At 44.0% G+C, this 24729-nt stretch carries 27 protein-coding genes; 26 read left to right on the top strand and 1 reads right to left on the bottom strand.

Features of this window, described 5'->3' with window-relative positions:
- Positions 1-65: 65 nt before the first annotated feature.
- The 16 genes from B6A27_RS06535 to spoVM all read left to right on the top strand — a co-directional run bounded on the left by B6A27_RS06535 (position 66) and on the right by spoVM (position 14776).
- Entirely contained in the window at positions 66-941 is an 876-nt protein-coding gene (locus B6A27_RS06535) for a YicC/YloC family endoribonuclease (protein WP_066147189.1), read from the top strand.
- A gap of 55 nt (positions 942-996) precedes the next feature.
- On the top strand, positions 997-1260 hold the full coding sequence (remA, locus tag B6A27_RS06530) for an extracellular matrix/biofilm regulator RemA (protein ID WP_044746195.1): 264 nt from the start codon (positions 997-999) through the stop codon (positions 1258-1260).
- 14 nt (positions 1261-1274) lie between these two features.
- Positions 1275-1889, top strand: a complete 615-nt coding sequence (gene gmk / locus B6A27_RS06525) for a guanylate kinase (protein ID WP_080860881.1) — start codon at positions 1275-1277, stop codon at positions 1887-1889.
- 3 nt (positions 1890-1892) lie between these two features.
- A complete protein-coding gene (rpoZ, locus tag B6A27_RS06520) occupies positions 1893-2090 on the top strand; it encodes a DNA-directed RNA polymerase subunit omega (RefSeq protein WP_080860879.1) in 198 nt (65 codons plus the stop codon).
- 62 nt (positions 2091-2152) lie between these two features.
- Entirely contained in the window at positions 2153-3355 is a 1203-nt protein-coding gene (coaBC, locus tag B6A27_RS06515) for a bifunctional phosphopantothenoylcysteine decarboxylase/phosphopantothenate--cysteine ligase CoaBC (RefSeq protein ID WP_080860877.1), read from the top strand.
- Positions 3352-5763 carry a primosomal protein N' gene (priA, locus tag B6A27_RS06510; protein ID WP_080860875.1) on the top strand — a complete coding sequence of 804 codons (2412 nt, stop codon included), beginning with the start codon at positions 3352-3354 and terminating at the stop codon, positions 5761-5763. The genes coaBC and priA overlap by 4 nt, the downstream gene beginning before the upstream one ends.
- Before the next feature lie 16 nt (positions 5764-5779).
- Complete coding sequence (gene def / locus B6A27_RS06505) at positions 5780-6253, top strand: peptide deformylase (protein WP_080861007.1); 474 nt, start codon at positions 5780-5782, stop codon at positions 6251-6253.
- A gap of 12 nt (positions 6254-6265) precedes the next feature.
- Positions 6266-7222, top strand: coding sequence for a methionyl-tRNA formyltransferase (gene fmt, locus B6A27_RS06500; RefSeq protein ID WP_080861005.1), 957 nt, complete (start codon positions 6266-6268; stop codon positions 7220-7222).
- A complete protein-coding gene (rsmB, locus tag B6A27_RS06495; RefSeq protein ID WP_080860873.1) occupies positions 7212-8555 on the top strand; it encodes a 16S rRNA (cytosine(967)-C(5))-methyltransferase RsmB in 1344 nt (447 codons plus the stop codon). Before fmt ends, rsmB begins: the two co-directional genes overlap by 11 nt.
- 5 nt (positions 8556-8560) lie before the next feature.
- Entirely contained in the window at positions 8561-9655 is a 1095-nt protein-coding gene (rlmN, locus tag B6A27_RS06490) for a dual-specificity RNA methyltransferase RlmN (protein ID WP_369824149.1), read from the top strand.
- A gap of 4 nt (positions 9656-9659) precedes the next feature.
- The gene (locus tag B6A27_RS06485; protein WP_080860870.1) at positions 9660-10409 is read left to right on the top strand and encodes a Stp1/IreP family PP2C-type Ser/Thr phosphatase; all 750 of its coding nucleotides are present in this window, start codon (positions 9660-9662) and stop codon (positions 10407-10409) included.
- Positions 10410-10415: 6 nt separating this feature from the next.
- Positions 10416-12371, top strand: a complete 1956-nt coding sequence (pknB, locus tag B6A27_RS06480; protein ID WP_080860869.1) for a Stk1 family PASTA domain-containing Ser/Thr kinase — start codon at positions 10416-10418, stop codon at positions 12369-12371.
- Between the two features lie 4 nt (positions 12372-12375).
- Positions 12376-13260, top strand: coding sequence for a ribosome small subunit-dependent GTPase A (gene rsgA, locus B6A27_RS06475; protein WP_080860868.1), 885 nt, complete (start codon positions 12376-12378; stop codon positions 13258-13260).
- Entirely contained in the window at positions 13260-13907 is a 648-nt protein-coding gene (gene rpe, locus B6A27_RS06470) for a ribulose-phosphate 3-epimerase (protein WP_044746185.1), read from the top strand. Before rsgA ends, rpe begins: the two co-directional genes overlap by 1 nt.
- A 62-nt stretch (positions 13908-13969) precedes the next feature.
- Positions 13970-14617 (top strand): thiamine diphosphokinase, encoded by a 648-nt coding sequence (locus tag B6A27_RS06465; protein WP_080860867.1) that lies wholly within the window; start codon positions 13970-13972, stop codon positions 14615-14617.
- A gap of 78 nt (positions 14618-14695) precedes the next feature.
- Entirely contained in the window at positions 14696-14776 is an 81-nt protein-coding gene (spoVM, locus tag B6A27_RS06460; RefSeq protein WP_003394991.1) for a stage V sporulation protein SpoVM, read from the top strand.
- Positions 14777-14852: 76 nt separating this feature from the next.
- On the opposite strand, the gene rpmB is transcribed toward spoVM, so the two are convergent.
- Entirely contained in the window at positions 14853-15038 is a 186-nt protein-coding gene (gene rpmB / locus B6A27_RS06455) for a 50S ribosomal protein L28 (RefSeq protein WP_044746183.1), read from the bottom strand.
- A 243-nt stretch (positions 15039-15281) separates the two neighbouring features.
- On the opposite strand from rpmB, the gene B6A27_RS06450 reads away from it, so the two are divergent.
- The 10 genes from B6A27_RS06450 to acpP all read left to right on the top strand — a co-directional run bounded on the left by B6A27_RS06450 (position 15282) and on the right by acpP (position 24697).
- Entirely contained in the window at positions 15282-15644 is a 363-nt protein-coding gene (locus tag B6A27_RS06450) for an Asp23/Gls24 family envelope stress response protein (protein WP_044746182.1), read from the top strand.
- A gap of 22 nt (positions 15645-15666) precedes the next feature.
- Entirely contained in the window at positions 15667-17337 is a 1671-nt protein-coding gene (locus B6A27_RS06445) for a DAK2 domain-containing protein (RefSeq protein WP_080860866.1), read from the top strand.
- A gap of 66 nt (positions 17338-17403) precedes the next feature.
- The gene (gene sdaAB, locus B6A27_RS06440) at positions 17404-18066 is read left to right on the top strand and encodes an L-serine ammonia-lyase, iron-sulfur-dependent subunit beta (RefSeq protein WP_044746180.1); all 663 of its coding nucleotides are present in this window, start codon (positions 17404-17406) and stop codon (positions 18064-18066) included.
- 38 nt (positions 18067-18104) lie between these two features.
- Complete coding sequence (sdaAA, locus tag B6A27_RS06435) at positions 18105-18992, top strand: L-serine ammonia-lyase, iron-sulfur-dependent, subunit alpha (RefSeq protein ID WP_080860865.1); 888 nt, start codon at positions 18105-18107, stop codon at positions 18990-18992.
- On the top strand, positions 18985-21033 hold the full coding sequence (recG, locus tag B6A27_RS06430; RefSeq protein WP_080860864.1) for an ATP-dependent DNA helicase RecG: 2049 nt from the start codon (positions 18985-18987) through the stop codon (positions 21031-21033). Before sdaAA ends, recG begins: the two co-directional genes overlap by 8 nt.
- A 92-nt stretch (positions 21034-21125) precedes the next feature.
- Positions 21126-21722, top strand: coding sequence for a transcription factor FapR (gene fapR / locus B6A27_RS06425; RefSeq protein ID WP_044746177.1), 597 nt, complete (start codon positions 21126-21128; stop codon positions 21720-21722).
- The gene (gene plsX / locus B6A27_RS06420) at positions 21706-22695 is read left to right on the top strand and encodes a phosphate acyltransferase PlsX (RefSeq protein ID WP_080860863.1); all 990 of its coding nucleotides are present in this window, start codon (positions 21706-21708) and stop codon (positions 22693-22695) included. The genes fapR and plsX overlap by 17 nt, the downstream gene beginning before the upstream one ends.
- A 15-nt stretch (positions 22696-22710) precedes the next feature.
- On the top strand, positions 22711-23652 hold the full coding sequence (gene fabD / locus B6A27_RS06415; RefSeq protein ID WP_080860862.1) for an ACP S-malonyltransferase: 942 nt from the start codon (positions 22711-22713) through the stop codon (positions 23650-23652).
- A 2-nt stretch (positions 23653-23654) separates the two neighbouring features.
- Entirely contained in the window at positions 23655-24395 is a 741-nt protein-coding gene (gene fabG / locus B6A27_RS06410) for a 3-oxoacyl-[acyl-carrier-protein] reductase (RefSeq protein ID WP_080860856.1), read from the top strand.
- Between the two features lie 68 nt (positions 24396-24463).
- The gene (acpP, locus tag B6A27_RS06405) at positions 24464-24697 is read left to right on the top strand and encodes an acyl carrier protein (RefSeq protein WP_027408166.1); all 234 of its coding nucleotides are present in this window, start codon (positions 24464-24466) and stop codon (positions 24695-24697) included.
- Positions 24698-24729 lie beyond the last annotated feature (32 nt).

Here is a 24729-nt window from a genome sequence, read left to right as displayed (position 1 = left end):
AAGGTGATAGAGAAGTTTCTCTATGGCCTTTTCTTTTTGTATGTTAACATAATGGGTGTGATAGTATGGTATACAGCATGACAGGCTTTGGAAGAAGCAAAACAACAAATGGTTCAATGGGAGTAACAGTCGAAGTAAAATCTGTGAATCATCGCTTTTGTGAAATTTCTGTTCGCATGCCTAGACAACTATTTATCTTTGAAGATAAAATAAAAAAAGTGATTTCGCAGTATGTACACAGAGGAAGAGTAGAAGTTTTTATCGCCATTGAAGGAGAAGGATGGACAAATCGCAAGCTCCAAGTCGATTGGCAGCTGATGAGCGATTATTACGAACAGCTAAAAGAAGCAAATCATCGTTTCTCACTTCATGATTCTATTACTTTATCGCATTTATTCCAGCTTGAAGGAGTAGCTGAGATCATTGAAGAAGGAGCAGGCAATGAAGAAATTGAACACCTGCTCATATCGGCTGTCAATGAAGCGGCTCAGCAGCTGAAAACGATGCGTGAAAAAGAGGGGAAGGCATTGCTTTCCGATGTACAGGAGCAATTGGCGACGCTTAAACAATGTGTACAAAATGTGCAGCATCTTGCTCCTGAAGCTATTGAGCAATATCGGGAGCGATTGACGAAACGCATGAAGGAATTGGTGCAGGGAGACGTAGATGAGGCTCGCCTTTTAACGGAAGTCGCCATTTTCGCGGAAAAAACGGATATTAATGAAGAGCTCAAACGAATTCGTAGCCATATTGAGCAGTTTGTCCAAACATTGCATCATCAAGAACCGATCGGGCGAAAGCTGGATTTTTTAATTCAAGAGCTCAATCGTGAAGTAAATACGATTGGTTCAAAAGCTAATGATAGCCGCATTGCTGTGCAAGTTGTTGAAATGAAGAGCGCACTTGAAAAAGTAAAAGAGCAGGTACAAAATATAGAGTAATCGTTTATAATGGCTAGGTTGCGGCAACAATAATTTTTATGGTAGGTGGAGTTCGGTGGGAGTTAAACTTGTCAATATCGGCTACGGAAATATGGTTTCAGCCTCTCGAATCATATCGATTGTTAATCCCGATTCCGCTCCGATTAAGCGGATTGTTCAAGATGCGAGAGAGTGCGGCAAACTTGTGGATGCCACTCATGGCAGAAGAACCCGAGCGGTCATTATCATGGATAGCGATCATGTTGTTTTATCATCGGTGCAGCCAGAAACCGTGGCACATCGATTATATGAGCGTGAAGATTTATCAGAGGAAGGGTAGGTTTCTATATTTTTATGAGCGAAAGAGGGTTATTAATCGTATTATCAGGACCATCCGGCGTTGGAAAAGGGACGGTGCGCAAGGCGTTATTCTCGCAAGCCGATATTAATTTGCATTATTCGATTTCAGTGACGACGCGAAAGCCGCGTGAGGGAGAAGTAGACGGGATTGACTACTTTTTTACAACACGCGAAGAGTTCGAGCAAATGATTCGCGACCATAAGCTGCTTGAGTGGGCTGAATATGTCGGCAACTATTATGGTACGCCGATTGATTACGTTGAGAAGACGCTGCAGGAAGGCAAGGATGTCTTTCTTGAAATCGAGGTGCAGGGAGCGCTGCAAGTACGCAAGGCATTTCCGGAAGGATTGTTTATTTTTCTTGCCCCGCCAAGCTTAAATGAGCTAAAAAATCGAATTGTTACTAGAGGAACTGAAACAGAAGAGCTGATTAACGACCGCATGAAAGCGGCAAGAGAAGAATTAGAAATGATGGATGCCTATGACTATGTCGTAGAAAATGACCGGGTCGAATTAGCGTGCGAGCGCATTAAAGCCATTGTCACAGCTGAACATTGCAAGCGCGAGCGCGTGGCACAACGGTATAAAAAAATGTTGGAGGTTGAATAAACGATGCTTTATCCTTCCATTGATCTTTTAATGGAAAAACTAGATTCCAAATACACGCTTGTGAGCGTTGCTGCAAAACGGGCGCGCCAACTGCAGGAAAAAGACCATCTTACAATTGAAAGGCCTGTATCAAAAAAATTCGTTGGAAAAGCGTTAGAAGAAATTGCGGCAGGCCATATTGAACTTGTAAAAGAAGAGTAAAAATAACAACCTAGGTTTTAGGTTGTTATTTTTTTACAAAAGTGAAAGGGGAGCTCCAAAAAATGATTGAACAAAAAAATATTTTATTATGTGTGACGGGTGGAATTGCTGTGTATAAGGCAGCCGCATTAACGAGCCGATTAACACAGCGTGGAGCCAATGTGAAAGTGATGATGAGCGAGGCAGCGTGCAAATTTGTAACGCCGTTAACGTTTCAAGCATTGTCACGCCATGATGTTTATGTCGATACATTTGAAGAGAAACACGCTGAAGTAATAGCGCATATCGATTTAGCAGATTGGGCTGATCTTGTATTAGTAGCTCCGGCGACAGCCAATACCATTGGGAAGCTAGCGAATGGAATAGCGGATAATATGATCACGACGACGCTTTTGGCCACAAGGGCGCCTGTGTGGCTTGCCCCTGCTATGAATGTTCATATGTATGAACATCCGACTGTCTGTGAGAATATGGAAAGGCTTGCCCGTTTTGGCTACCAGTTTATCGAACCATCCGAAGGCCATTTGGCTTGCGGTTACGTTGGAAAAGGAAGACTAGAAGAACCAGAAAATATTGTTACATTGATTGAACAATATTTTTCTTCCTCTCCTTCATCTCTATTATTGAAGGGCAAGAAAGTGCTTGTGACTGCAGGACCGACGCGTGAAAAAATAGACCCTGTCCGATTTTTCAGCAATCGGTCGACAGGGAAAATGGGATATGCCATTGCGGAAGCAGCGGCAGAGCTAGGGGCAGAGGTGACGCTCATTTCCGGACCCACCAATCTGCCATCACCTCGCAATGTAGAAACAATCCGAATTGAATCTGCGCAAGAAATGTACGAAGAAGTGATCAAAAGATTTTCTTCTGCCCATATTGTTATTAAATCAGCTGCTGTCGCCGACTACCGCCCCAAATATGTATTTAACGAAAAGATGAAGAAAAAGCCTGGTGATCTTGTGATTGAGCTGGAAAGAACGATTGATATTTTAAAAGCGCTTGGAGAGCAAAAGACAGAGCAGTTTTTAGTCGGATTTGCTGCGGAAACAGAGCAAGTGGAAGAGTACGCCCTTCGAAAACTGCAAGGGAAAAATTTGGATATGATTGTCGCTAACAATGTGGCCCAAAAGGGAGCGGGATTCGCCAGCGACACGAATATTGTGACAATTTTTAAACGGGATGGATCCATTACGAAGCTTCCGTTGCTAACGAAAAAGAAAGTAGCTGAAGAAATTTTAAAAGAGATTGCCGAGGCGATTGGATGAAAATTGCAGCAGTTATCGTTGATGTGCCTTCACGGCAAACAGACCGGCCGTTTGACTATAAAATACCGGAGAAATGGGAGGATGTCCTGCAAATTGGCATGCGAGTCGTTGTTCCGTTTGGAACGCGACGGCTACAAGGATTTGTAGTAGATATTAAGACTTACTCTGATGTCAAGTCATTAAAGGCGATTGAAGCCATTTTAGATGTGGCTCCCGTATTGAATGAAGAACTATTGCGTTTGGGCCAATACTTAACCGAAACGACGCTCTGCTTTGCTATTTCCGCTTACCAAGCGATGCTTCCGGCTGCGATGAAAGCGAAGTATGAAAAAGAGATACGCCTTGTAGATGAAAAATATCGCGATCGTTTGCATCCAAATGTCCAGCCTTTCTTTTCTAACCGCTCTGCGGTTTCGTGGAAAGAGCTTGAGAATACCAATGTGTTATCTCGCTTACAAAAGGACGTTCAAAACGGCTATTTGGAGGTTATTTATCATCTCAAGGACAAAGCAGCGAAGAAAACGATCAAATACGTTGCTTTTTCCGTACCAGAAGAGCAGCGAAAGAAGGCGATTGAATCACTTCCGGCCAATGCTGTTAAGCAAAAGCAATTGTTAGAGCTGCTGCTTTTCAATGAGCACTTGCCATTAAAGGAGGTGCTCGAGCGAAGCGGTGCCTCGCACGCCTCAGTAAAAACATTAATTCAAAAAGGAATCATTTGCGAATATGAGGTTGAAGCTTATCGCGATCCCTATGGACAGCACCATTTTGCAGCCACTCAACCGCTTATGTTAACGGAGGAGCAGCAGCAAGCGCTCGAGCCGATCGTTAACAGCATCAAGGCGAATGAGCATCAAGTCTTTTTGCTTTATGGTGTGACAGGGAGCGGAAAAACAGAAGTATACATGCAAGCGATTGAGGCCGTATTAAAGCAAGGAAAGGAAGCCATTGTACTCGTTCCAGAAATTTCGCTCACGCCACAAATGGTCGAGCGATTTAAAGGAAGATTTGGCTCGCAGGTGGCCGTGCTTCATAGCGGATTATCGATTGGTGAAAAGTATGATGAATGGCGCAAAATTCATCGTAAAGAAGTCAAGCTTGTAGTTGGAGCGCGTTCTGCTATTTTTGCCCCATTTGAAAATTTAGGTATGATTATCATTGACGAGGAACATGAATCGAGTTATAAACAGGAAGAAACACCGCGCTATCATGCACGTGATGTGGCCATTTACCGGGCGCGTTTTCATCAATGTCCCGTTGTGTTGGGCAGCGCTACTCCGTCTCTTGAATCATTTGCTCGCGCCAAAAAAGGAGTTTATCAGCTTCTTACTTTAACCAAAAGAATGAGTGAAAATGGTCTGCCTGCTGTGTCCATCATTGATATGCGTGAGGAGTTGCGGAGTGGAAACCGCTCGATGTTTTCGCGGACGTTATTTGAAAAATTGCGAGAACGTCTTGATAAAGGTGAGCAATCTGTGTTGTTTTTAAATCGTCGCGGATACTCAACCTTTGTGATGTGTCGAGACTGCGGTCATGTCATCCGCTGTGCGCACTGTGATATTTCGCTTACTTATCATCGTGTGCAGCAGCGATTGAAATGCCATTATTGTGGGCATGAGGAACCGCTTGCTTACAGCTGTCCGTCATGCGGCAGCGAGCATATCCGTTTCTTTGGCACAGGTACGCAAAAAGTGGAGGAAGAACTGACTAAACTGCTTCCACAAGCCCGAGTCATTCGCATGGATGTTGATACGACGAGCCGCAAAGGGGCTCATGAGCGCATATTGTCGGAGTTTGGCGCAGGAAAGGCAGATATTTTGCTTGGAACACAAATGATTGCTAAAGGGCTCGATTTTCCAAAGGTGACGCTTGTGGGAGTGTTGAGTGCTGATACGATGCTCCACCTTCCAGATTTTCGAGCTTGCGAAAAAACATTTCAGTTGCTGACGCAGGTCAGCGGGCGAGCAGGGCGGCACGAATTGCCGGGAGAGGTCGTCATTCAAACGTATACGCCGGAGCATTATAGCATTGAACTAGCTGCTCGTCACGATTATGAAGCTTTTTATCAGAAAGAAATGGCACTCCGCAGGTTTCACGGTTATCCGCCGTTTTATTATTTAACGCTTATTACCGTTTCTCATCCGGAATTAATAAAAGCTGTTTCGGTTACAGAGAAAATTGCGGATTATTTACGTGCGCAGTTATCGAAAGAGGCCATCATTCTTGGCCCGGTTGCTTCTCCTATTGCTCGTCTCCATGATAGATATCGCTATCAATGCATGATAAAATACAAGCGAGAGGCTAATTTTACTAAAATACTAAAGAATGTGGTCGACCGTTATCAGCAGGAAATGTCACAAGGAGAACTGTTGATTACGATCGACACAAACCCGTATATGATGATGTAAAATGGAGGAAATTGCATTGGCTAAGTTAAATATTGTCACATATCCAGCAGAAGTGTTAGAAACCGTTTGTGAAAAAGTCATCGAGTTTGACCGCAAACTTGTAAAATTACTGAATGATATGTATGAAACGATGCTGGAAGCAGACGGTGTCGGATTAGCGGCTCCGCAGGTGGGCATCGCCCAGCAAATCGCCGTTGTAGATGTCGGAGATGAGCATGGAAGAATTGAGCTCATAAATCCTGTGATTCTTGAGCAGAAAGGCGAGCAAATCGGACCTGAGGGCTGCTTAAGCTTTCCTGGGCTATTCGGAGAAGTGAAACGAGCGGATTACGTGAAAGTTCGGGCGCAAGATCGCCGCGGGCGCGCATATACGCTTGAAGCGACCGGTTTTTTAGCCCGCGCTTTACAGCATGAGATTGACCATTTAAACGGTGTTTTATTTACGTCCAAGGTCATTCGTTATTATGAAGAGGAAGAATTAGAAGGGTAGATGATTGATCATATGGTAAGAATCGTTTTTATGGGGACTCCGGATTTTTCTGTTCCGGTATTGCGGCAGTTAATTCATGATGGATACGATGTTGTTGGGGTTGTTACACAGCCGGACAAACCAAAAGGACGGAAAAGGGAGCTGACGCCGCCGCCAGTCAAAGTCGAAGCAGAAAAGCATGGGATTCCTGTTTGGCAACCGACTAAAATTCGTGAGAAGGAACAATATGAAAGGGTGTTAGCATTTAAGCCGGATTTAATTGTCACTGCAGCCTTTGGTCAGATTTTGCCGAAGGAACTGCTGGAGGCGCCTCCATATGGCTGCATCAACGTTCATGCGTCTCTGTTGCCGGAATTGCGCGGAGGTGCGCCAATCCATTATGCGATTTTACAGGGAAAAACAAAAACGGGAATAACCATTATGTACATGGCAGAAAAGCTTGATGCAGGCGATATTTTAACACAGGTAGAAGTCCCGATTACGGAAGACGACACCGTTGGCACGCTCCACGACAAATTAAGTATTGCGGGAGCCAAGCTGCTATCCGATACCATTCCGCTTTTACTTCAAGGAAAAATTACACCAATCCGCCAGGATGAAGAAAAAGCGACATTTGCTTATAATATTAAGCGTGAACAAGAAAAAATTGACTGGACCCGTACAGGAGAAGAAATTTATAATCATATCCGCGGTTTAAATCCTTGGCCCGTGGCTTATACCATGTATCAAGGGCAAATTTGGAAAATCTGGCGTTCAGAAAAAATTCGCGCTTCTTCACAAACACAGCCAGGGACGATCATGGAAGTGGTGAACGACGGCATTGTCGTAGCCACTGGCAATGATATCGCCATTAAAATTACCGAATTGCAGCCGGCTGGGAAAAAGCGGATGAGCGCTGAACAATTTTTGCGCGGCGCCGGGGCAGCGATAGCAATCGGAACGAAGCTAGGAGATGAAAATGAAACATAAAAATGTAAGAGAAGTTGCCTTAGATGTACTTTTAGCTATTGATGAAAAGGAAGCATATAGCAACCTATTGCTCAATCAAACGATCCGTTCCGCAAGGTTGCCGGAAAGAGATACCGGTTTATTGACAGAACTTGTATATGGAACGGTTCAAAGACGTGATACGCTCGATTACTATTTGCAGCCATTTATTAAAAAAGCGCATAAGCTGCAAAAATGGGTGCGGATGCTGCTTCGCTTATCGCTCTACCAAATGCTATATTTAGATCGTATTCCTGATCGCGCCGTTATTTTCGAAGCGGTTGAAATTGCTAAAAAACGCGGCCACCGTGGCATTTCGTCGATGGTCAATGGCGTTTTGCGTGCCGTTCAGCGGGATGGCGTTCCTTCTGTCGATGAAATTCAAGATGATGTTGAACGACTAGCCGTGAAAACGAGCCATCCGTATTGGCTTGTCAAACGCTGGGCATCACAATATGGCCTTCAAGAAACCGAAAAAATGTGCATGGCTAATTTAACCGCACCAAAACAAACAGCGCGAGTCAACACAGTATTGGCGACCGTTGATGAAGTAATTGCCATGTTGGAAGAAGAAGGAACGGAAGTCAAACGGGGAGAATTGGCAGAAGAAGCGATTCGAGCGAAAAAAGGAAACTTGGTAGATACGAAAGCTTTCCAAAACGGGTATATGACCATTCAGGATGAAAGCTCGATGCTTGTGGCCAGAGCGCTCCATCCTAGCGAACATGAACGAGTGCTGGATAGTTGTGCGGCTCCAGGAGGAAAGTCGACACACATCGCAGAGCTTATGAAACGGACGGGACAAGTTATTTCGCTAGATGTTCATGAGCACAAAGTAAAATTGATTAAGCAGCAAGCTGAGCGTCTTCATCTGCCCAACATTGCTGCATATGTATTAGACAGCCGGCAAGCTTCGCAGCATTTTGCTCGTGAATCGTTTGATAAAATTTTAGTAGATGCCCCTTGTTCGGGATTTGGAGTGATACGGCGCAAGCCGGATATTAAATATGCCAAAAATGAGAAGGATCTTCGGGAGCTTGCTCGTTTGCAATTGGCTATTTTAAGGGAAGTGGCTTCGCTGTTAAAACGAGGTGGAACGATCGTTTATAGCACATGTACGATTGACCACGATGAGAATGAGGAGGTAGTGGCTGAGTTTTTGCGTCTTCATCCCGAGTTTACCGTCGATGATAGGCTTTCGGAAAGATTGCCAGAAAAGGTGCGTCCCTATGTAGCAAATGGGCAATTGCGCTTGCTGCCTCACTATTTTGATTCAGATGGATTTTTTATCGCATCATTACGAAAGAAGGTGTAACTTCATTGAGAAAAGCAAAAATTCAAACGAGCCATCAACGAGCAGCCGATGCGTCTCAGCCATCCATCTATTCTTTCACATTGGAGGAACTGCGAGAATGGATGGTAGAGCAGGGAGAAAAGCCATTTCGCGCGACGCAAGTTTATGAATGGCTTTATCAAAAGCGAGTCACCTCCTTTGAGGATATGACTAACCTGCCAAAAGTGTTGCGGGAAAAGCTCGCAGCCCATTTTACGATGACAACCTTAAAAACGCTTGTTCAGCAAACCTCAAAGGATGGAACGATCAAGTTTTTATTTGAGCTTCACGACGGCTTTTCAATTGAAACGGTATTAATGCGCCATGATTATGGCAACTCCATTTGTGTCACAACACAGGTAGGCTGCCGTATTGGCTGTACCTTTTGTGCCTCTACACTCGGTGGTCTAAAGCGTCATTTAGAAGCAGGAGAAATTGTGGCGCAAGTCGTAAAAGTTCAAAAAGCGCTTGATGAATATGCGGAGCGAGTGAGCAGCATTGTCGTAATGGGAATAGGTGAGCCATTTGATAATTACGATGCATTGATTAAGTTTTTACACATTGTGAATCATGCGAAAGGATTGCACATCGGCGCACGCCACATTACCGTATCAACAAGCGGCATTATTCCGAAAATCTATCAATTTGCCGACGAGGGGACGCAAATTAATTTTGCGATCTCTTTGCATGCACCAACGACCGAATTGCGTACAAAACTCATGCCGATTAATAAAGCCTATCCGCTTCCTAAACTAATGGAAGCCGTTCGCTATTACGTTGAAAAAACAGGAAGGAGAGTAACATTCGAATACGGACTGTTTGGTGGAGTAAACGATCAAATAGAGCATGCCGAACAATTGGCAGAGCTGCTCAAAGGTCTTAAATGCCATGTGAACTTAATTCCAGTCAATTATGTGCCAGAACGAAATTATGTGCGAACACCACGCGAGCAAATTTTTGCCTTTGAGCGCACGCTAAAGCAACATGGAATTAATGTCACGATTCGCCGCGAACAAGGACATGACATCGATGCCGCATGCGGACAGCTTCGCGCGAAGGAGCGAAAAGAGGAAACGAGGTGAAACCATGAAAGTCGTTTTTCAAACCGACGTTGGCAAAATTCGTCCTCATAACGAAGACTGCGGCGGTATTTTTAAAAATAAAGACGGCCACTATTTAGCGATGGTCGCAGATGGCATGGGGGGGCATCGTGCTGGTGATGTAGCAAGCGAAATGACGATTTCCTATTTAAAAAAGCAGTGGGAAGAAACCGAAAACATTACATCACCAGAAATCGCCGAGCGGTGGTTAAACGAACAGATTGCAAGCATCAACCGCTTGCTGTTTGACCATTCACTGCGCCATATAGAATGCCAAGGAATGGGGACTACGATTGTCAGTGCGATTTGCACGGATCAGTTTGTGACAATCGGCCATATCGGCGATAGCCGCTGTTATTTGTTCAACCAACATGGATTCCAGCAAATCACAGAAGATCATTCTCTTGTTAACGAATTGGTGAAAACAGGGCAGATTTCTAAAGAGGATGCAGAGCATCATCCGCGCAAAAATGTGTTATTGCGCGCGCTTGGGACCGAAAAGAGCGTCAAATTAGATATTAAGACGATTGAAGTGGAGGAGCGCGATCGACTGCTTTTATGCTCAGACGGTTTGTCTAACAAGGTGTCTGAACAGTCGATGATGGACATTTTAACATCGGAACAATCGCTTGAAGAGAAAGCGCAAGCGCTAGTTCATTTAGCGAATGAGCATGGTGGAGAGGACAATATTACGTTAGTAATTGTTGAATTTTCATCGGAATGTGAAAGTAGGTGATCACACATGCTCATTGGTAAACGGTTAAATGGGCGCTATAAGATCATAAGTTTGCTTGGCGGCGGAGGAATGGCGAATGTTTATGTCGCGAGAGATATGATTCTGGAGCGCGAAGTAGCCATTAAAATTTTGCGTTTTGATTTTTCAAATGATGAACAGTTTATTAAACGATTTCGCCGTGAGGCCCAGGCAGCGACAAGCTTGAATCATGAAAATATTGTTAGCATTTATGATGTGGGTGAGGACGAAGGAATTTATTACATTGTGATGGAATATGTGCGCGGTTTTACACTTAAGCAATATATCCAGCAGCATGCTCCATTGCACGTTGCCAAGGCATTGGATATTATAGAGCAACTCACGTCAGCGATCTCACACGCCCATGCCAATGGCATTATTCATCGTGATATTAAGCCGCAAAATATTTTGATTGACGAAGAAGGAAAAGTAAAAATTACTGATTTCGGTATTGCTGTTGCATTAAGCTCGACGACGATTACCCAAACGAATTCCGTGCTCGGTTCGATTCATTATTTATCTCCGGAACAGGCACGAGGAGGGATTGCGACCGAGAAATCTGATATTTATTCGCTCGGAATTGTCATGTTTGAATTGCTTACAGGCCATTTGCCTTTTTCAGGGGAGTCAGCAGTATCCATTATATTGAAACATTTGCAGACAGAAACTCCTTCGCCAAAAGCTTGGAATCCTTCTATCCCACAAAGTGTAGAAAATATTATTTTAAAAGCAACAGCAAAAGATCCGTTTTATCGTTATCAATCGGTACAGGAGATGAATGAAGATGTTCGCACAGCCCTTGATCCAGAACGGGTGAACGAAAAAAAGTTTACGCTTCCGGCTGATGATGAACCGACAAAGGCGATTCCCATTGTGAAGGATCATGAGTTAACCAAGCAAACCATTATACGGGAGGAAGCGAAAGAGAAAAAGGAAGAAGACAAGCAGCTGCCTGATGCTGAAACGAAGAAAAAGCGGAAAAGAAAATGGCTTGGCTGGATGATTGCTCTTTTTTTATTCCTAATTGCGGCTGGAGTCAGTGCCGCCATATGGGGACCGACGCTCTTCTTTCCAAAGGATGTGACGGTTCCGGATGTAACGAACAAAAATTATGATGAAGCAGTAGAAAAACTTTCTTCCTTAGGCTTTGAAATTAAAGATACGATTGACATGGAAAGCAATGATATTGCCGAAGGAAATGTCATTCGGACAAAGCCAGAAGCAGGACGAGTCGTCAAAGAAGGAACAGAGATCACGATTTATAAAAGCATCGGGAAAAAGAAAATAGAGTTTGGCGATTACGTTGGTGAAGATATTGAGACAGTAGAGCAGCAATTGAAGGATGAACATTATTTAGCGGTGAAGCGCATTGAACGTTATAGCGATAAACCGGTTGGCACCATTCTTGAACAATTTCCTTCTCCAGGTGAACAGGTCGTTCCAGAGGAAACAGAAGTGGAATTTACCATTAGTGTAGGGGTGCCAAAAATTGTGCTAAAAGATTTGACGGGATATACAGAAAAAAGCGTGCGTGATTATGCGCAAGAGCAGCAGCTTAATGTTGTAGTGAAGCATGAATATTCTGATCAAGTCCCGCAAGGAATCGTGATTTCGCAAACACCGGGCGCCAATACAGAACTGCAAAAAGGTGATACCGTTACTGTTGTGATTTCGCAGGGAAAAGAACCGTTACCGAACAAGACAGTTGTAAAGGAAATTGAAATTCCATATGATGCGGAGGAGCCGGGACAAACGGTAGAGGCTCAGCTCTATATTCAAGATGCCAACCATGACATGACGAAACCGTATAAAACATATCGCCTTACAGCACCAGTTAAAGAAACGGTTGAATTTGTTATTCCTTATAATGGTCAAGGATACTATCGTGTCATTGTTAATAATATTGTAAAACAGGAAGGAACCATTCCTTATCCAAAGGGGTGAAGCTATGGCAGAAGGAAAAATTATGAAAGCATTAAGCGGATTTTATTATGTGTTAAGCGATGGAGAAATCATTCAATGTCGAGGAAGAGGGGTATTTCGTAAGCAAAAGATTACTCCTCTTGTCGGTGATTATGTCGTTTTTCAAGCTGAAAGCAAAACAGATGGATATATTATGGAAGTATGTGAACGAAAAAACGAACTGATCCGTCCCCCAATTGCTAACGTCGATCAAGCGATTCTTGTATTTTCTGCGGTGGAGCCAGATTTTAGTACGATGCTTCTGGATCGTTTTCTTGTGCTCATTGAGGCGAAGGACATTCGTCCGATTATTGTCGTTAATAAAATGGATTTGCTTAATGAGAAGACAAAGCCGATTGTGCAAGGGTACATCAGCGATTATCGCCGCATCGGGTACGATGTCATCGAAACATCGATCGTCACAAAAGCTGGTCTTGAGCAACTGCTTCCTTATTTAGAAGGAAAGATTTCTGTCTTTGCGGGCCAGTCTGGTGTGGGAAAGTCATCACTTTTAAATGCGCTTCGTCCAGATTTACAGCTGAAAACGAATGATATTTCATTTCATTTAGGTCGCGGAAAACATACGACAAGACATGTTGAATTGATCGAAATTGGCGATGGGCTTGTGGCGGATACACCTGGCTTTAGTGCATTAGAGTTTCAGGATATTGAAGAGGAACAGTTACCGCTTTGTTTTCCGGAGTTTCGCCAACGCAGTCATGAATGCAAATTCCGCGGCTGCACCCATATGACAGAACCAAAATGTGCGGTAAAAAGCGCATTGGAAGCAGGAGATATTCCGGTCTATCGCTATAATCACTATCGCCATTTCATGGAGGAAATTAAGGAAAGAAAGACGAGGTACTACTGATGATTAAAATTGCGCCTTCCATTTTATCGGCAGATTTCGCAAAGCTCGGAGACGACATTCGAGATGTTGAGCAAGGTGGGGCCGATTATATTCATGTTGATGTCATGGATGGCCATTTTGTGCCAAATATCACGATTGGTCCACTGATTGTGGAGGCGATTCGGCCCATTACCACATTGCCTTTGGATGTCCATTTGATGATTGAACACCCGGATCGTTATATTCCGGCTTTTGCAAAGGCGGGAGCTGACATTTTATCTGTGCATGTAGAAGCTTGTCCGCATTTGCACCGTACCATTCATATGATTAAAGAATTGGGGGTAAAAGCAGGAGTGGTTTTAAATCCCCACACTCCAGTAGCAATGATTGAGTCTATTTTAGATGATATCGATTTAGTACTGCTCATGACGGTCAATCCAGGGTTTGGAGGACAAAAATTTATTTCTTCTGTATTGCCTAAAATTCGTCAGGTTGCGCAAATGGCAAAAGAACGGGGATTACAGCTTGAGATTGAAGTGGATGGCGGGGTGAATCGCAAGACTGCTCAGCTTTGCGTGGAAGCGGGGGCGAACGTACTTGTCGCTGGATCGGCGATTTACGGTGAAATCGACCGAAAAGCGGCTATTCAAGCGATTCGAGGCCACTAATAAAACGGAAGGTTGCATACCTTCCGTTTTTGTTAAAAGCGTATAGAAAGGAAGAGGAACAGGTGTTGATTCATATTGTAGGGGGAGGTCCTAAAGAATTTCTCCCGTCATTTCAGCCATACAAGCAGCAGGAAATTCAATGGATTGGCGTAGACAGAGGAGTATTGACATTATTGCAAGCAGGTATTCGTCCTACTAAGGCATTCGGTGATTTTGATTCCATCAGCAAGCAGGAGCTAGAATATATACAGACGATGCTGAAAGATTTGGATATATGGCCATCGGAGAAAGATAAAACAGATATGGAAATTGCTTTAGATTGGGTGGCAGAGCAACAAGCCGATCGGATTCGAATTTTTGGAGCGACCGGAGGAAGAATTGATCATTTGCTTGGAAATATTCAGCTTTTAGCAAAATATATCGCTCAACCCATCGAAATCGTCGATAAGCAAAATGTTGTGACCATTCATTTGCCTGGGACTTATTCTGTTGAAAAAGATGGGCACCATTATATTTCATTCATTCCGATTTCCTATGAAGTAAAAGGCATTACTTTAAAAGGCTTTAAATATCCGTTAGAAAATTGTCATATTCAGCTTGGCTCTACACTATGTATTAGTAATGAACTCATCCAATCTTTTGGTACTTTTTCTTTTTCGGAAGGCATATTAATGATGGTAAGAAGCAAAGATTTAGGAGAGGCCTTCTAGGTACTATTTTTCATGAGTCGAATATACTTAATAAGGAAATGAGGCAAAGCTCGTCACGATAGTTTGGGAGGGATCGGAATGAAGTTTTATACAATTAAGCTGCCAAAGTTTCTTGGCGGAATTGTCCGGGCGATGTTGAATTCGTTTAAAAAAGGATAAAAAAGCACCAGTACTGGTGCTTTTTTTTTTTGGAAAAAACTCCGTTTTTCTTTTAAGACGCCAGACGCATGCCGGATTATGCGCGTTCGATTTTACCTGATTTAAGCGCACGCGCAGAAACCCATACACGCTTTGGCTTGCCGTCTACTAAAATGCGCACTTTTTGTAGATTTGCTTTCCATGTACGTTTATTCGCATTCATCGCATGTGAACGAGAGTTTCCGAAAGATTTTTTCTTTCCAGTTGCAAAGCATTTCGCCATTTTTTTCCCTCCTTACTTGCCAAACAAATTCAGTCATGGACTGCGTATACCCAAAATACTACTATAATTTATCATACAAAATAGCAGATTGCAATAGTCCATCCACTGCCTTTCAAGAAAATCTCCTTGACATCTATTTTGATTTTAGGCTAAATAATACTAGTGGACGATGGACTTTTAAAATGAAGGCTGTTGTAGTAAAATGGCTGTAGCTATGCGAACATTTCCGAAGGGGGAACCGATATGTCCATTGAAATGCAAACAACGTATGGACGCATTGAAATTTCAAATGATGTCATTGCTACGATCGCGGGTGGAGCAGCTGTAGATTGCTATGGAATTGTCGGAATGGCGTCAAAAAATCAAATTAAAGACGGGCTTTCAGAAATTTTGCGCAAGGAGAATTTTTCAAAAGGCGTCATTGTACGTGAAGAGGATGGAGAAGTACATATTGATATGTACATCATCGTCAGCTATGGAATCAAGATTTCAGAAGTGGCTCATAATGTGCAAACGAAAGTGAAGTACACGTTAGACAAGACGCTAGGACTTGCTGTGAAATCAATTAATATTTATATTCAAGGAGTTCGCGTTACGAACTTATAGGACTGTAAGGAGGAATTTATCGGTGGCAATCCGGACGTTAGATGGAAGACGTTTTGCGGACATGGTGTTACAAGGAGCGCAGCATTTATCCAACAATGCGAAGTCTGTGGATGCGCTGAACGTCTTTCCTGTCCCAGATGGCGATACAGGTACTAACATGAATCTATCGATGACATCTGGGGCTAAAGAAGTGAAAAATCACATTTCTGATCATATTGGAAATGTGGCGGGCGCTCTTGCCAAAGGGTTATTAATGGGCGCGCGCGGAAACTCGGGTGTGATTTTATCGCAGCTATTCCGCGGTTTTGCAAAGGCCATTGAAGGGGCCTTAACCATTAACAGCATGGAATTTGCGGCTGCGCTGGAGGCAGGAGTGACGACAGCCTATAAAGCGGTGATGAAGCCGGTTGAAGGTACCATTTTAACGGTGGCAAAAGACGCGGCTAAACGTGCTGTTGCTGTAGCAAAAAAACAGACGGACATTGTGATAGTGATGGAAGAAGCAGTGAAAGAAGCAAAAGCATCGCTGCAGCGTACTCCTGATCTTCTTCCAGTTTTAAAAGAGGTTGGCGTCGTTGATAGCGGCGGGCAAGGTCTTGTCTATGTGTATGAAGGATTTTTGGCCGGTTTAAAGGGAGAAAATGTCGAGGGATTAAAAGCAGCGAGCCTCTCGATGCAGGAACTTATCAATACAGAACATCATAAAAGCGCACAAAGCCACATTCACACAGATGAAATTGAGTTTGGTTATTGTACGGAATTTATGGTTCGATTTGAAAAGGAAAAGCTTCGCCAATCTCCATTTTCCGAGGAGACATTCCGAAAAGAATTAAGCCAGTTTGGTGATTCGTTATTAGTTGTTGCTGACGATGAGCTTGTAAAAGTCCACATCCATGCCGAACATCCTGGAGAAGTGCTCACTTACGGACAGCGTTATGGGAGCCTGTTAAATATAAAAATTGAAAATATGCGTGAACAGCACGCTCATATTGTGAATGAAGCAGCATCAGCAGTTCCTAAGACTGCAAGGCAAAAGCAACCATACGGAATCATTGCGATTTCAATGGGAGACGGCATTGCCGATTTATTCAAAAGCATCGGAGCGCATGCTGTCATTGAAGGTGGACAAACGATGAATCCGAGCACGGAGGATATCGTCACTGCTATTGAAAGCGTTTATGCTGAAACGGTGTTTGTGTTGCCAAATAATAAAAATATTATTATGGCTGCAGAGCAGGCGGCTTCTGTAGTGGGCAATCGTGTCATTGTGGTTCCAACTAAAACAATCCCCCAAGGTCTATCGGCGCTTTTAGCGTTCAATCCATCCGCGTCTCCAGAACAAAATGAGAAAGCGATGGCGGCAGCGCTATCTCAAGTAAGAACAGGACAAGTAACGTTCGCGGTGCGCGATACAGCGATTGATGGTATGGAGATTGCTAAAGGAGATTATATGGGGATTGCTGACGGAAAAATTGCTGTGTCAGAAAAGGATAAGCTACAAGCGGCTAAAAAGCTGTTAGATGAGCTTTTAAGTGAGGATGCAGAAATTTTAACCATTTTGTACGGTGAAGAAGCAACAGAAGAAGAGGTTCAAGAACTGGTTGATTACATTGAAGCCACATATACAGATATTGAAGTAGAAGCTCATAATGGAAAACAACCATTGTATCCATTTATCTTTTCAGTCGAATAATATGTTAGAATAACAGAAGGGGGGATCCCCTTCTATTTTATTGGGTATTCAAGGGAGAGAGGCAGTATGAAGTATAAAAGCGTATTTGATATTATTGGGCCAATTATGATTGGGCCGTCAAGCTCTCATACGGCAGGAGCGGCAAGAATCGGAAGAGTAGCACGAAGCTTATTCGGAAGACAGCCAAAGTGGGCCCATATTTCATTCTATGGCTCATTTGCGCAAACATACAAAGGCCATGGGACAGATGTAGCCATTGTTGGCGGACTGTTAGATTTTGATACATTTGATGAGCGAATTAAATCATCGCTTGACATCGCAAGACAAGAAGGAATGGAAATTGTGTTTTATGAGGAAGATGCCGTCCCAACTCATCCGAATACAGCTAGAGTTCGAATCGGTGATGAACAAGGGGAACTAGAGCTTGTCGGCATTTCCATTGGCGGCGGAAAAATCGAAATTACAGAATTGAACGGATTCGAGCTAAAATTGTCAGGCCATCACCCTGCCATTCTTGTTGTTCATAACGACCGTTATGGAACAATTGCTTCTGTGGCAAATGTGTTGGCGAAATATGCTATTAATATTGGACATATGGAAGTTTCCCGAAAAGAAAAAGGGAAGGAAGCGTTAATGACCATTGAAGTCGACCAGCCGATTGATCCTGCAGTCATTGAGGAGCTTTCACAACTTCCCCATATTATTCAAGTAACCAAAATTGTCGAATAACAAAGAAAGCGTTTTCGTATAGAAAGGAGGCATCTTAGATGTTTCGGAATGTTGCAGAATTAGTACATCTAGCCGAGAGTCAGAACATTAAAATTGCTGAAGTTATGATCCGGCAAGAAATTGACATAACAGGAAAAAGTAGAGAAGAAATTTTCAGCCAAATGGACCGCAATTTGCAGGTAATGGAGCAGGCGGTCATGAAAGGTCTAGCCGGTGTTTCTTCCTATTCTGGATTGACAGGCGGCGATGCCGTACTGTTGCAAAATTATATTAAGCAGGGCCGTTTTTTGTCAGGAGAAACGATTCTAGATGCTGTTAGCAAAGCAGTGGCAACGAATGAAGTGAATGCTGCCATGGGAACCATCTGTGCTACTCCGACAGCTGGATCGGCAGGGGTGGTTCCAGGAACACTATTTGCAGTGAAGGAAAAACTGCATCCAACCCGTGAAGAAATGATTGAATATTTATTTACGGCAGGAGCATTTGGTTTTGTGGTCGCCAACAACGCTTCGATTTCTGGAGCCGCAGGGGGCTGCCAAGCTGAGGTGGGATCGGCAACAGGAATGGCGGCGGCAGCTCTCGTAGAAATGGCGGGCGGTACGCCAAGCCAAGCAGCAGAAGCAATGGCCATCGCCTTAAAAAATATGTTAGGATTAGTATGTGATCCAGTAGCTGGATTAGTCGAGGTGCCTTGCGTTAAACGAAATGCCATGGGAGCGGCGAACGCGATGGTGGCAGCGGATATGGCGCTGGCCGGCATTAAAAGCCGCATTCCTTGCGACGAGGTCATTGATGCGATGTATCGCATCGGGGAAACGATGCCAACGGCACTCAAAGAAACTGCACAAGGGGGGTTAGCGGCAACGCCGACAGGACGCGCACTAGCGGCGAAAATTTTCGGCGTTCCTACCAATCATCGTGAATAAAGAATTGCAACAACCAGTCACACAAATTAAAGGAATTGGAGAAGAAACAAGCGAAGCGCTGCGGGATATGGGAATTGAGACGATTGAAGATTTGTTGATGTATTTTCCGTTTCGCTACGAGGATTATGAAATACGCGATCTTGCAGATGTCAAGCATGATGAGAAGGTAACCGTACAAGGGAAGGTTCATAGTGAGCCTTCTCTTATGCATTATTCCCGCAAAAAATCTCGTCTGACATTCCGATTGCTTGTTGATCGCTATCTGATTAACGTCGTGTGCTTTAATCGTCCCTATCTGAAAAACAGGCTCAGCATCAATGAAACAGTCACTGTCATTGGAAAATGGGATCAGCATCGCCAAACGATTACCGCTGTTGAAATAAAGATAGGAACGCAATCGGAGGCATGTGAGCTAGAACCGGTATATTCTGCGCGAGGAGCCTTGACGGTTAAAGGAATCCGCAGATTTATCAAACTGGCTCTTGAACAATATGGGGGAGCGATACATGATCCTCTACCCGCTTCTATTCGTCAAACCTATCGCTTGATCTCAAAGCATGCGGCGATTTCAGCCATTCATTTTCCTCGCTCTCACGAAGAGCTGAAGCAAGCACGTCGCCGGCTTGTATACGAAGAATTTTTATTATTTCAATTAAAAATTCATGTTTTGCGCAAAATTCAGCGTGAACATTCGCGTGGCATTTCCCATCGTTTTTCGATGGAAAAGCTGGAGCAATTCATTCAGCAGCTTCCATTCTCATTGACCCATGCACAAAAGCGGGTCATTCAAGAGATTATGAAAGATATGAGATCTCCGCATCGAATGAATCGACTGTTGCAAGGAGATGTAGGTTCGGGAAAAACAGTCGTCGCTGCCATTGCTTTATATGCCACCGTTTTATCGGGATATCAGGGGGCGCTGATGGTGCCAACAGAAATTTTAGCAGAGCAGCACGCACATTCACTGAAGCAGCTGCTGGCGTCTGCTGAGGTGTCGGTTGAGCTGCTGACAAGCTCGGTAAAAGGAAAGAGGAGAAAAGAACTGCTTACCAATCTTGCTGCAGGCCAAATTGATATCGTCATTGGCACGCATGCACTCATTCAGGATGAAGTCAATTTTCATAAACTAGGGCTCGTTATTACCGATGAGCAGCATCGCTTCGGCGTAGAGCAACGCCGGATTTTGCGTGAAAAAGGAGAATCCCCGGATGTTTTATTTATGACCGCGACTCCCATTCCGCGGACGTTGGCGATTACAGCTTTCGGTGAAATGGATGTTTCGATTATTGATGAAATGCCCGCGGGACGCAAAAAAATTGAAACATATTGGGTAAAACATAACATGCTTGAGCGCGTTCTTGATTTTATAGAGAAAGAAGTGCAAAAAGGCAGGCAAGCCTATGTCATCTGCCCGCTCATTGAGGAATCGGAGAAGCTTGATGTGCAAAATGCGATTGACGTCCATAGCATGCTTGTCCATTATTATCGGGGAAAATATCGAATCGGCCTCATGCATGGCCGCCTCTCTTCTGAAGAGAAAGATGAAGTCATGAAAGCCTTTAGCCAAAACGAGGTCCATATTTTAGTTTCGACAACGGTTGTGGAGGTCGGAGTCAATGTTCCAAACGCGACGGTCATGCTGATTTACGATGCCGACCGGTTTGGTCTGGCGCAGCTTCATCAGCTAAGAGGACGTGTAGGCCGTGGCAATGAACAATCGTACTGCATTTTGTTAGCCGATCCTAAATCAGAAACCGGAAAAGAGCGAATGCGGATTATGACAGAAACGAATGACGGCTTTGTGTTGTCAGAAAAAGATTTGCAGCTGCGAGGTCCCGGTGATTTTTTTGGAACAAAGCAGAGCGGACTGCCAGATTTTAAGCTTGGCGATGTCGTGCATGATTATCGAGTACTTGAAGTAGCGCGAAGTGATGCGGCTAAATTAATTGAATCTCATGCATTTTGGCACGACGAGGCGTATCATTGGCTACGCCTTTATTTAGAAGAATCCGGTGCATTAAGCGGTGAAAAACTAGATTAAAAAACAGATTGCAAACTTAGTCTTGCAATCTGTTTTTTTTAATTATATACTACTATTAGTACCTAGTCATAAAATTGGACGGTGTATGCATCATGCGAAAAACAAAGCGGGAGCGGCAGCGGATGCTGAAAGAAACGATTGAAAAAAATCCATTTATTACAGACGAAGAATTGGCCGAACAATTTTCTGTCAGCATTCAAACAATTCGTTTAGACCGACTAGAGCTATCCATCCCTGAATTGCGCGAACGAATTAAGCATGTTGCCGAGAAATCATTTGCCGATAAGGTAAAATCACTGCCGATTGAAGAAGTCGTCGGCGAAATTATTGATATTGCTCTAGATAAAAGTGCGATCTCTATTTTTGATGTCAAGGCTGAGCATGTGTTTAGACGGAATCGCATTGCGCGCGGACACCATTTGTTTGCGCAGGCCAATTCGCTGGCGGTTGCCGTGATTAATGATGAACTAGCCTTGACTGCTAAAGCGAATATTCGATTTACGCGTCAAGTGAAAGAAAATGAACGGGTCGTGGCAAAGGCAAAAGTAAAAGGAATCAATGAAAATGGAAGAACGATGGTCGAAGTGAATAGTTATGTTGGACAAGAGCTTGTGTTTTCAGGAGAATTTGAAATGTATCGATCAAACATCGCAAAAAAGGATGGAGTAGATGATGAGAATAGCGATTGATGCCATGGGGGGAGATCATGCCCCAAAAGAAATTGTGCTTGGGGCTGCGAAAGCAGTTCAGCATTTTCAGGACATAGAAATCATTCTCTTTGGCAACGAACAGCAAATTCGCTCCTATCTTCCCGCTGCTGACCGCATTGACATTGTACATACCGATGAAGTAATTGAAGCAACGGATGAGCCGGTTCGAGCCGTCAGACGAAAAAAACAATCATCCTTGGTATTAATGGCAGAAGAAGTGAAACAAGGTCGTGCCGATGCCTGCGTTTCAGCGGGAAATACAGGAGCATTGATGGCTGCTGGCCTATTTATTGTCGGAAGAATCGAAGGGATTGAGCGTCCAGCATTAGCACCAACGCTGCCAACCCTAGGAGGCGAAGGCTTTGTATTTTTAGATGTCGGCGCAAACGTCCATGCACGTCCTGAACATCTGGTGCAATACGCGCTAATGGGCTCTGTTTACGCTAAAAAGGCAAGGGGAATTGCGAAACCGCGCATCGGTCTATTAAATGTAGGAACGGAAGACCAAAAAGGAAATGATTTAACTAAACGCGCTTTTCTTCTGCTGCAAGAGGCGAATGTAAATTTCATCGGAAATGTTGAAGCGAGGGATTTGCTTCAAGGAGTGGCTGATGTGGTGGTAACGGATGGTTTTACCGGAAATGTCGCGCTAAAAACGATTGAAGGTACGGCTCTTTCTGTATTTTCGATGCTAAAAGAGGGGTTGACGAGCAGCTTTTCTAGCAAACTGGCAGCCGCTGTGCTGAAGCCGAAGCTTTTAGAAATGAAGCGCAAGATGGATTATTCTGAGTATGGCGGTGCTGCTTTGTTTGGATTGAACGCTCCTGTCGTGAAAGCGCATGGTTCCTCTGATGCGACAGCGATTTTCCACGCCATTCGTCAGACGCGCGAAATGGTGATTACGGATATGATTGGCACGATTAAGCAGGAAATGGAACATATTCACTCATAAAGGAGGGAATGATAGATGGGAAAACTAGCTTTTATTTTCCCGGGTCAAGGCTCGCAAACAGTAGGGATGGGAAAAGAATTAGCAGAAACGGATGCAAAAGCAGCCTCCATTTTTCAACAGGCTGATGAACGTCTTGGTCTTTCCCTTTCTACGATTATTTTTGAAGGACCGCAGCAAACATTGACGCTTACATATAATGCGCAGCCCGCTTTATTAACAACGAGCATTGCGCTGTTTGAAAAAGTAAAAGAGGCCGGTCTAACGCCTGACTACGTTGCCGGACATAGTTTAGGAGAGTACACGGCGCTTGTGGCAGCAGGAGCGATGTCATTTACAGACGCAGTGTATGCTGTCCGAAAAAGAGGAGAATTTATGGAGGAAGCGGTACCTGCCGGTGAAGGAACGATGGCTGCTGTTCTTGGGATGGAAGCGAATGAACTTGCAGCCATTACGAAGCAGATTACTGAAGAAGGCAAGCCTGTTCAGCTTGCTAACTTGAATTGTCCAGGGCAGATTGTTATTTCTGGAGCGAAAGAAGGAGTAGAGCGAGCAGCACAGCTTGCGAAAGAAAAAGGTGCCAAACGTGTTATCCCTCTTGAAGTAAGCGGTCCTTTTCATTCATCGCTTATGAAGCCAGCGGCTGAAAAATTGGCAAACGTGCTAAACGAAGTAGCAATTCATGATGCGAATGTGCCTGTCATCGCGAACGTAACAGCGAAGCCAATGACTGAAAAAGAAATGATTCAAACGCTTTTAATTGAGCAGCTTTATTCTCCTGTTCGTTGGGAGGAGTCCGTAAGAACGATGATTGAGTTCGGTGTCGATACGTTTGTAGAAATTGGGCCGGGAAAAGTATTATCAGGTCTTGTGAAGAAAATTCATCGCGATGTGCGCGTTTATGCGGTAAACGATACGGCTTCTTTTGAAGCGACAATCGCAGCGTTGAAAGGAGAATAAACATGTTGCAAGGAAAAGTAGCGCTTATAACCGGGGCATCGCGCGGAATTGGAAGAGCGATTGCTTTAGAATTTGCCCGTCAAGGAGCGAAGGTAGCTGTCAATTATGCCGGAAGCGAAGCGAAAGCAAAGGAAGTAGTGGATGAGATTTACCGTCTTGGCGGCGAAGCGCTGGCAATTCAAGCGGATGTGTCGAATACAGAAGCGGTTGAGCAAATGGTGAAAGAGGTGATCGATCGTTATGGCCGCGTGGATATTTTAGTCAATAACGCCGGAATTACCCGCGACAATTTGCTCATGCGCATGAAAGAAGAAGAGTGGGATGATGTCATCAATATTAACTTAAAAGGCGTGTTTAACTGTACAAAGGCGGTTACACGTCCAATGCTCAAGCAGCGTTACGGCCGCATTATTAATATCGCTTCAGTGGTTGGTGTAATGGGGAATCCAGGGCAAGCCAATTACGTAGCTGCTAAGGCAGGTGTGATCGGCCTAACGAAGACAGCCGCTAAGGAGTTGGCGAGCCGTAGCATCACGGTAAACGCTATTGCGCCGGGATTTATTGCGACGGATATGACAGATCGTTTGAATGAAGAGATTCAGACAGAAATGTTAAAGCAAATTCCACTTGCCCGTTTCGGCAATCCAGAGGACATTGCCAATATGGTCGCATTTTTGGCATCGGATGCAGCGAGCTATATTACCGGACAGACGATTCATGTCGATGGCGGAATGGTCATGTAACGAATCTGGATTATCCGCTAGTATTTTACCGATAAATTTACTATAATCATGAGAGGAGGTGAATTGTCGTGGCAGATGTATTAGAGCGCGTAACGAAAATCATCGTTGACCGCTTAGGCGTGGAGGAGTCTCAAGTAACACTTGAAGCTTCTTTCAAAGATGATTTAGGTGCTGATTCATTAGATGTGGTTGAACTTGTCATGGAACTAGAAGACGAGTTTGATATGGAAATTTCCGATGAGGAAGCAGAAAAAATTGTCACAGTAGGAGATGCTGTGAACTACATAAAAAGCCGCATGTAAGTAAACGATATAATGCAGAAAAGTCCCGTTGC

Source organism: Anoxybacillus sp. UARK-01 (assembly GCF_002075365.1).
GTDB classification, from domain to species: domain Bacteria; phylum Bacillota; class Bacilli; order Bacillales; family Anoxybacillaceae; genus Anoxybacteroides; species Anoxybacteroides rupiense.
This window is presented reverse-complemented; position numbering and strand designations above follow the sequence as displayed.

What these genes read in the sequence shown, in the direction of transcription:
- B6A27_RS06535 (WP_066147189.1), top strand. Translation starts at nt 66, where the DNA reads ATGGTATACAGCATGACAGGCTTTGGAAGAAGCAAAACAACAAATGGT.
- gmk (WP_080860881.1), top strand. Translation starts at nt 1,275, where the DNA reads ATGAGCGAAAGAGGGTTATTAATCGTATTATCAGGACCATCCGGCGTT.
- rpoZ (WP_080860879.1), top strand. Translation starts at nt 1,893, where the DNA reads ATGCTTTATCCTTCCATTGATCTTTTAATGGAAAAACTAGATTCCAAA.
- coaBC (WP_080860877.1), top strand. Translation starts at nt 2,153, where the DNA reads ATGATTGAACAAAAAAATATTTTATTATGTGTGACGGGTGGAATTGCT.
- priA (WP_080860875.1), top strand. Translation starts at nt 3,352, where the DNA reads ATGAAAATTGCAGCAGTTATCGTTGATGTGCCTTCACGGCAAACAGAC.
- fmt (WP_080861005.1), top strand. Translation starts at nt 6,266, where the DNA reads ATGGTAAGAATCGTTTTTATGGGGACTCCGGATTTTTCTGTTCCGGTA.
- rsmB (WP_080860873.1), top strand. Translation starts at nt 7,212, where the DNA reads ATGAAACATAAAAATGTAAGAGAAGTTGCCTTAGATGTACTTTTAGCT.
- B6A27_RS06485 (WP_080860870.1), top strand. Translation starts at nt 9,660, where the DNA reads ATGAAAGTCGTTTTTCAAACCGACGTTGGCAAAATTCGTCCTCATAAC.
- pknB (WP_080860869.1), top strand. Translation starts at nt 10,416, where the DNA reads ATGCTCATTGGTAAACGGTTAAATGGGCGCTATAAGATCATAAGTTTG.
- rsgA (WP_080860868.1), top strand. Translation starts at nt 12,376, where the DNA reads ATGGCAGAAGGAAAAATTATGAAAGCATTAAGCGGATTTTATTATGTG.
- rpe (WP_044746185.1), top strand. Translation starts at nt 13,260, where the DNA reads ATGATTAAAATTGCGCCTTCCATTTTATCGGCAGATTTCGCAAAGCTC.
- spoVM (WP_003394991.1), top strand. Translation starts at nt 14,696, where the DNA reads ATGAAGTTTTATACAATTAAGCTGCCAAAGTTTCTTGGCGGAATTGTC.
- rpmB (WP_044746183.1), bottom strand. Translation starts at nt 15,038, where the DNA reads ATGGCGAAATGCTTTGCAACTGGAAAGAAAAAATCTTTCGGAAACTCT.
- B6A27_RS06450 (WP_044746182.1), top strand. Translation starts at nt 15,282, where the DNA reads ATGTCCATTGAAATGCAAACAACGTATGGACGCATTGAAATTTCAAAT.
- sdaAB (WP_044746180.1), top strand. Translation starts at nt 17,404, where the DNA reads ATGAAGTATAAAAGCGTATTTGATATTATTGGGCCAATTATGATTGGG.
- sdaAA (WP_080860865.1), top strand. Translation starts at nt 18,105, where the DNA reads ATGTTTCGGAATGTTGCAGAATTAGTACATCTAGCCGAGAGTCAGAAC.
- fapR (WP_044746177.1), top strand. Translation starts at nt 21,126, where the DNA reads ATGCGAAAAACAAAGCGGGAGCGGCAGCGGATGCTGAAAGAAACGATT.
- plsX (WP_080860863.1), top strand. Translation starts at nt 21,706, where the DNA reads ATGAGAATAGCGATTGATGCCATGGGGGGAGATCATGCCCCAAAAGAA.
- fabD (WP_080860862.1), top strand. Translation starts at nt 22,711, where the DNA reads ATGGGAAAACTAGCTTTTATTTTCCCGGGTCAAGGCTCGCAAACAGTA.
- fabG (WP_080860856.1), top strand. Translation starts at nt 23,655, where the DNA reads ATGTTGCAAGGAAAAGTAGCGCTTATAACCGGGGCATCGCGCGGAATT.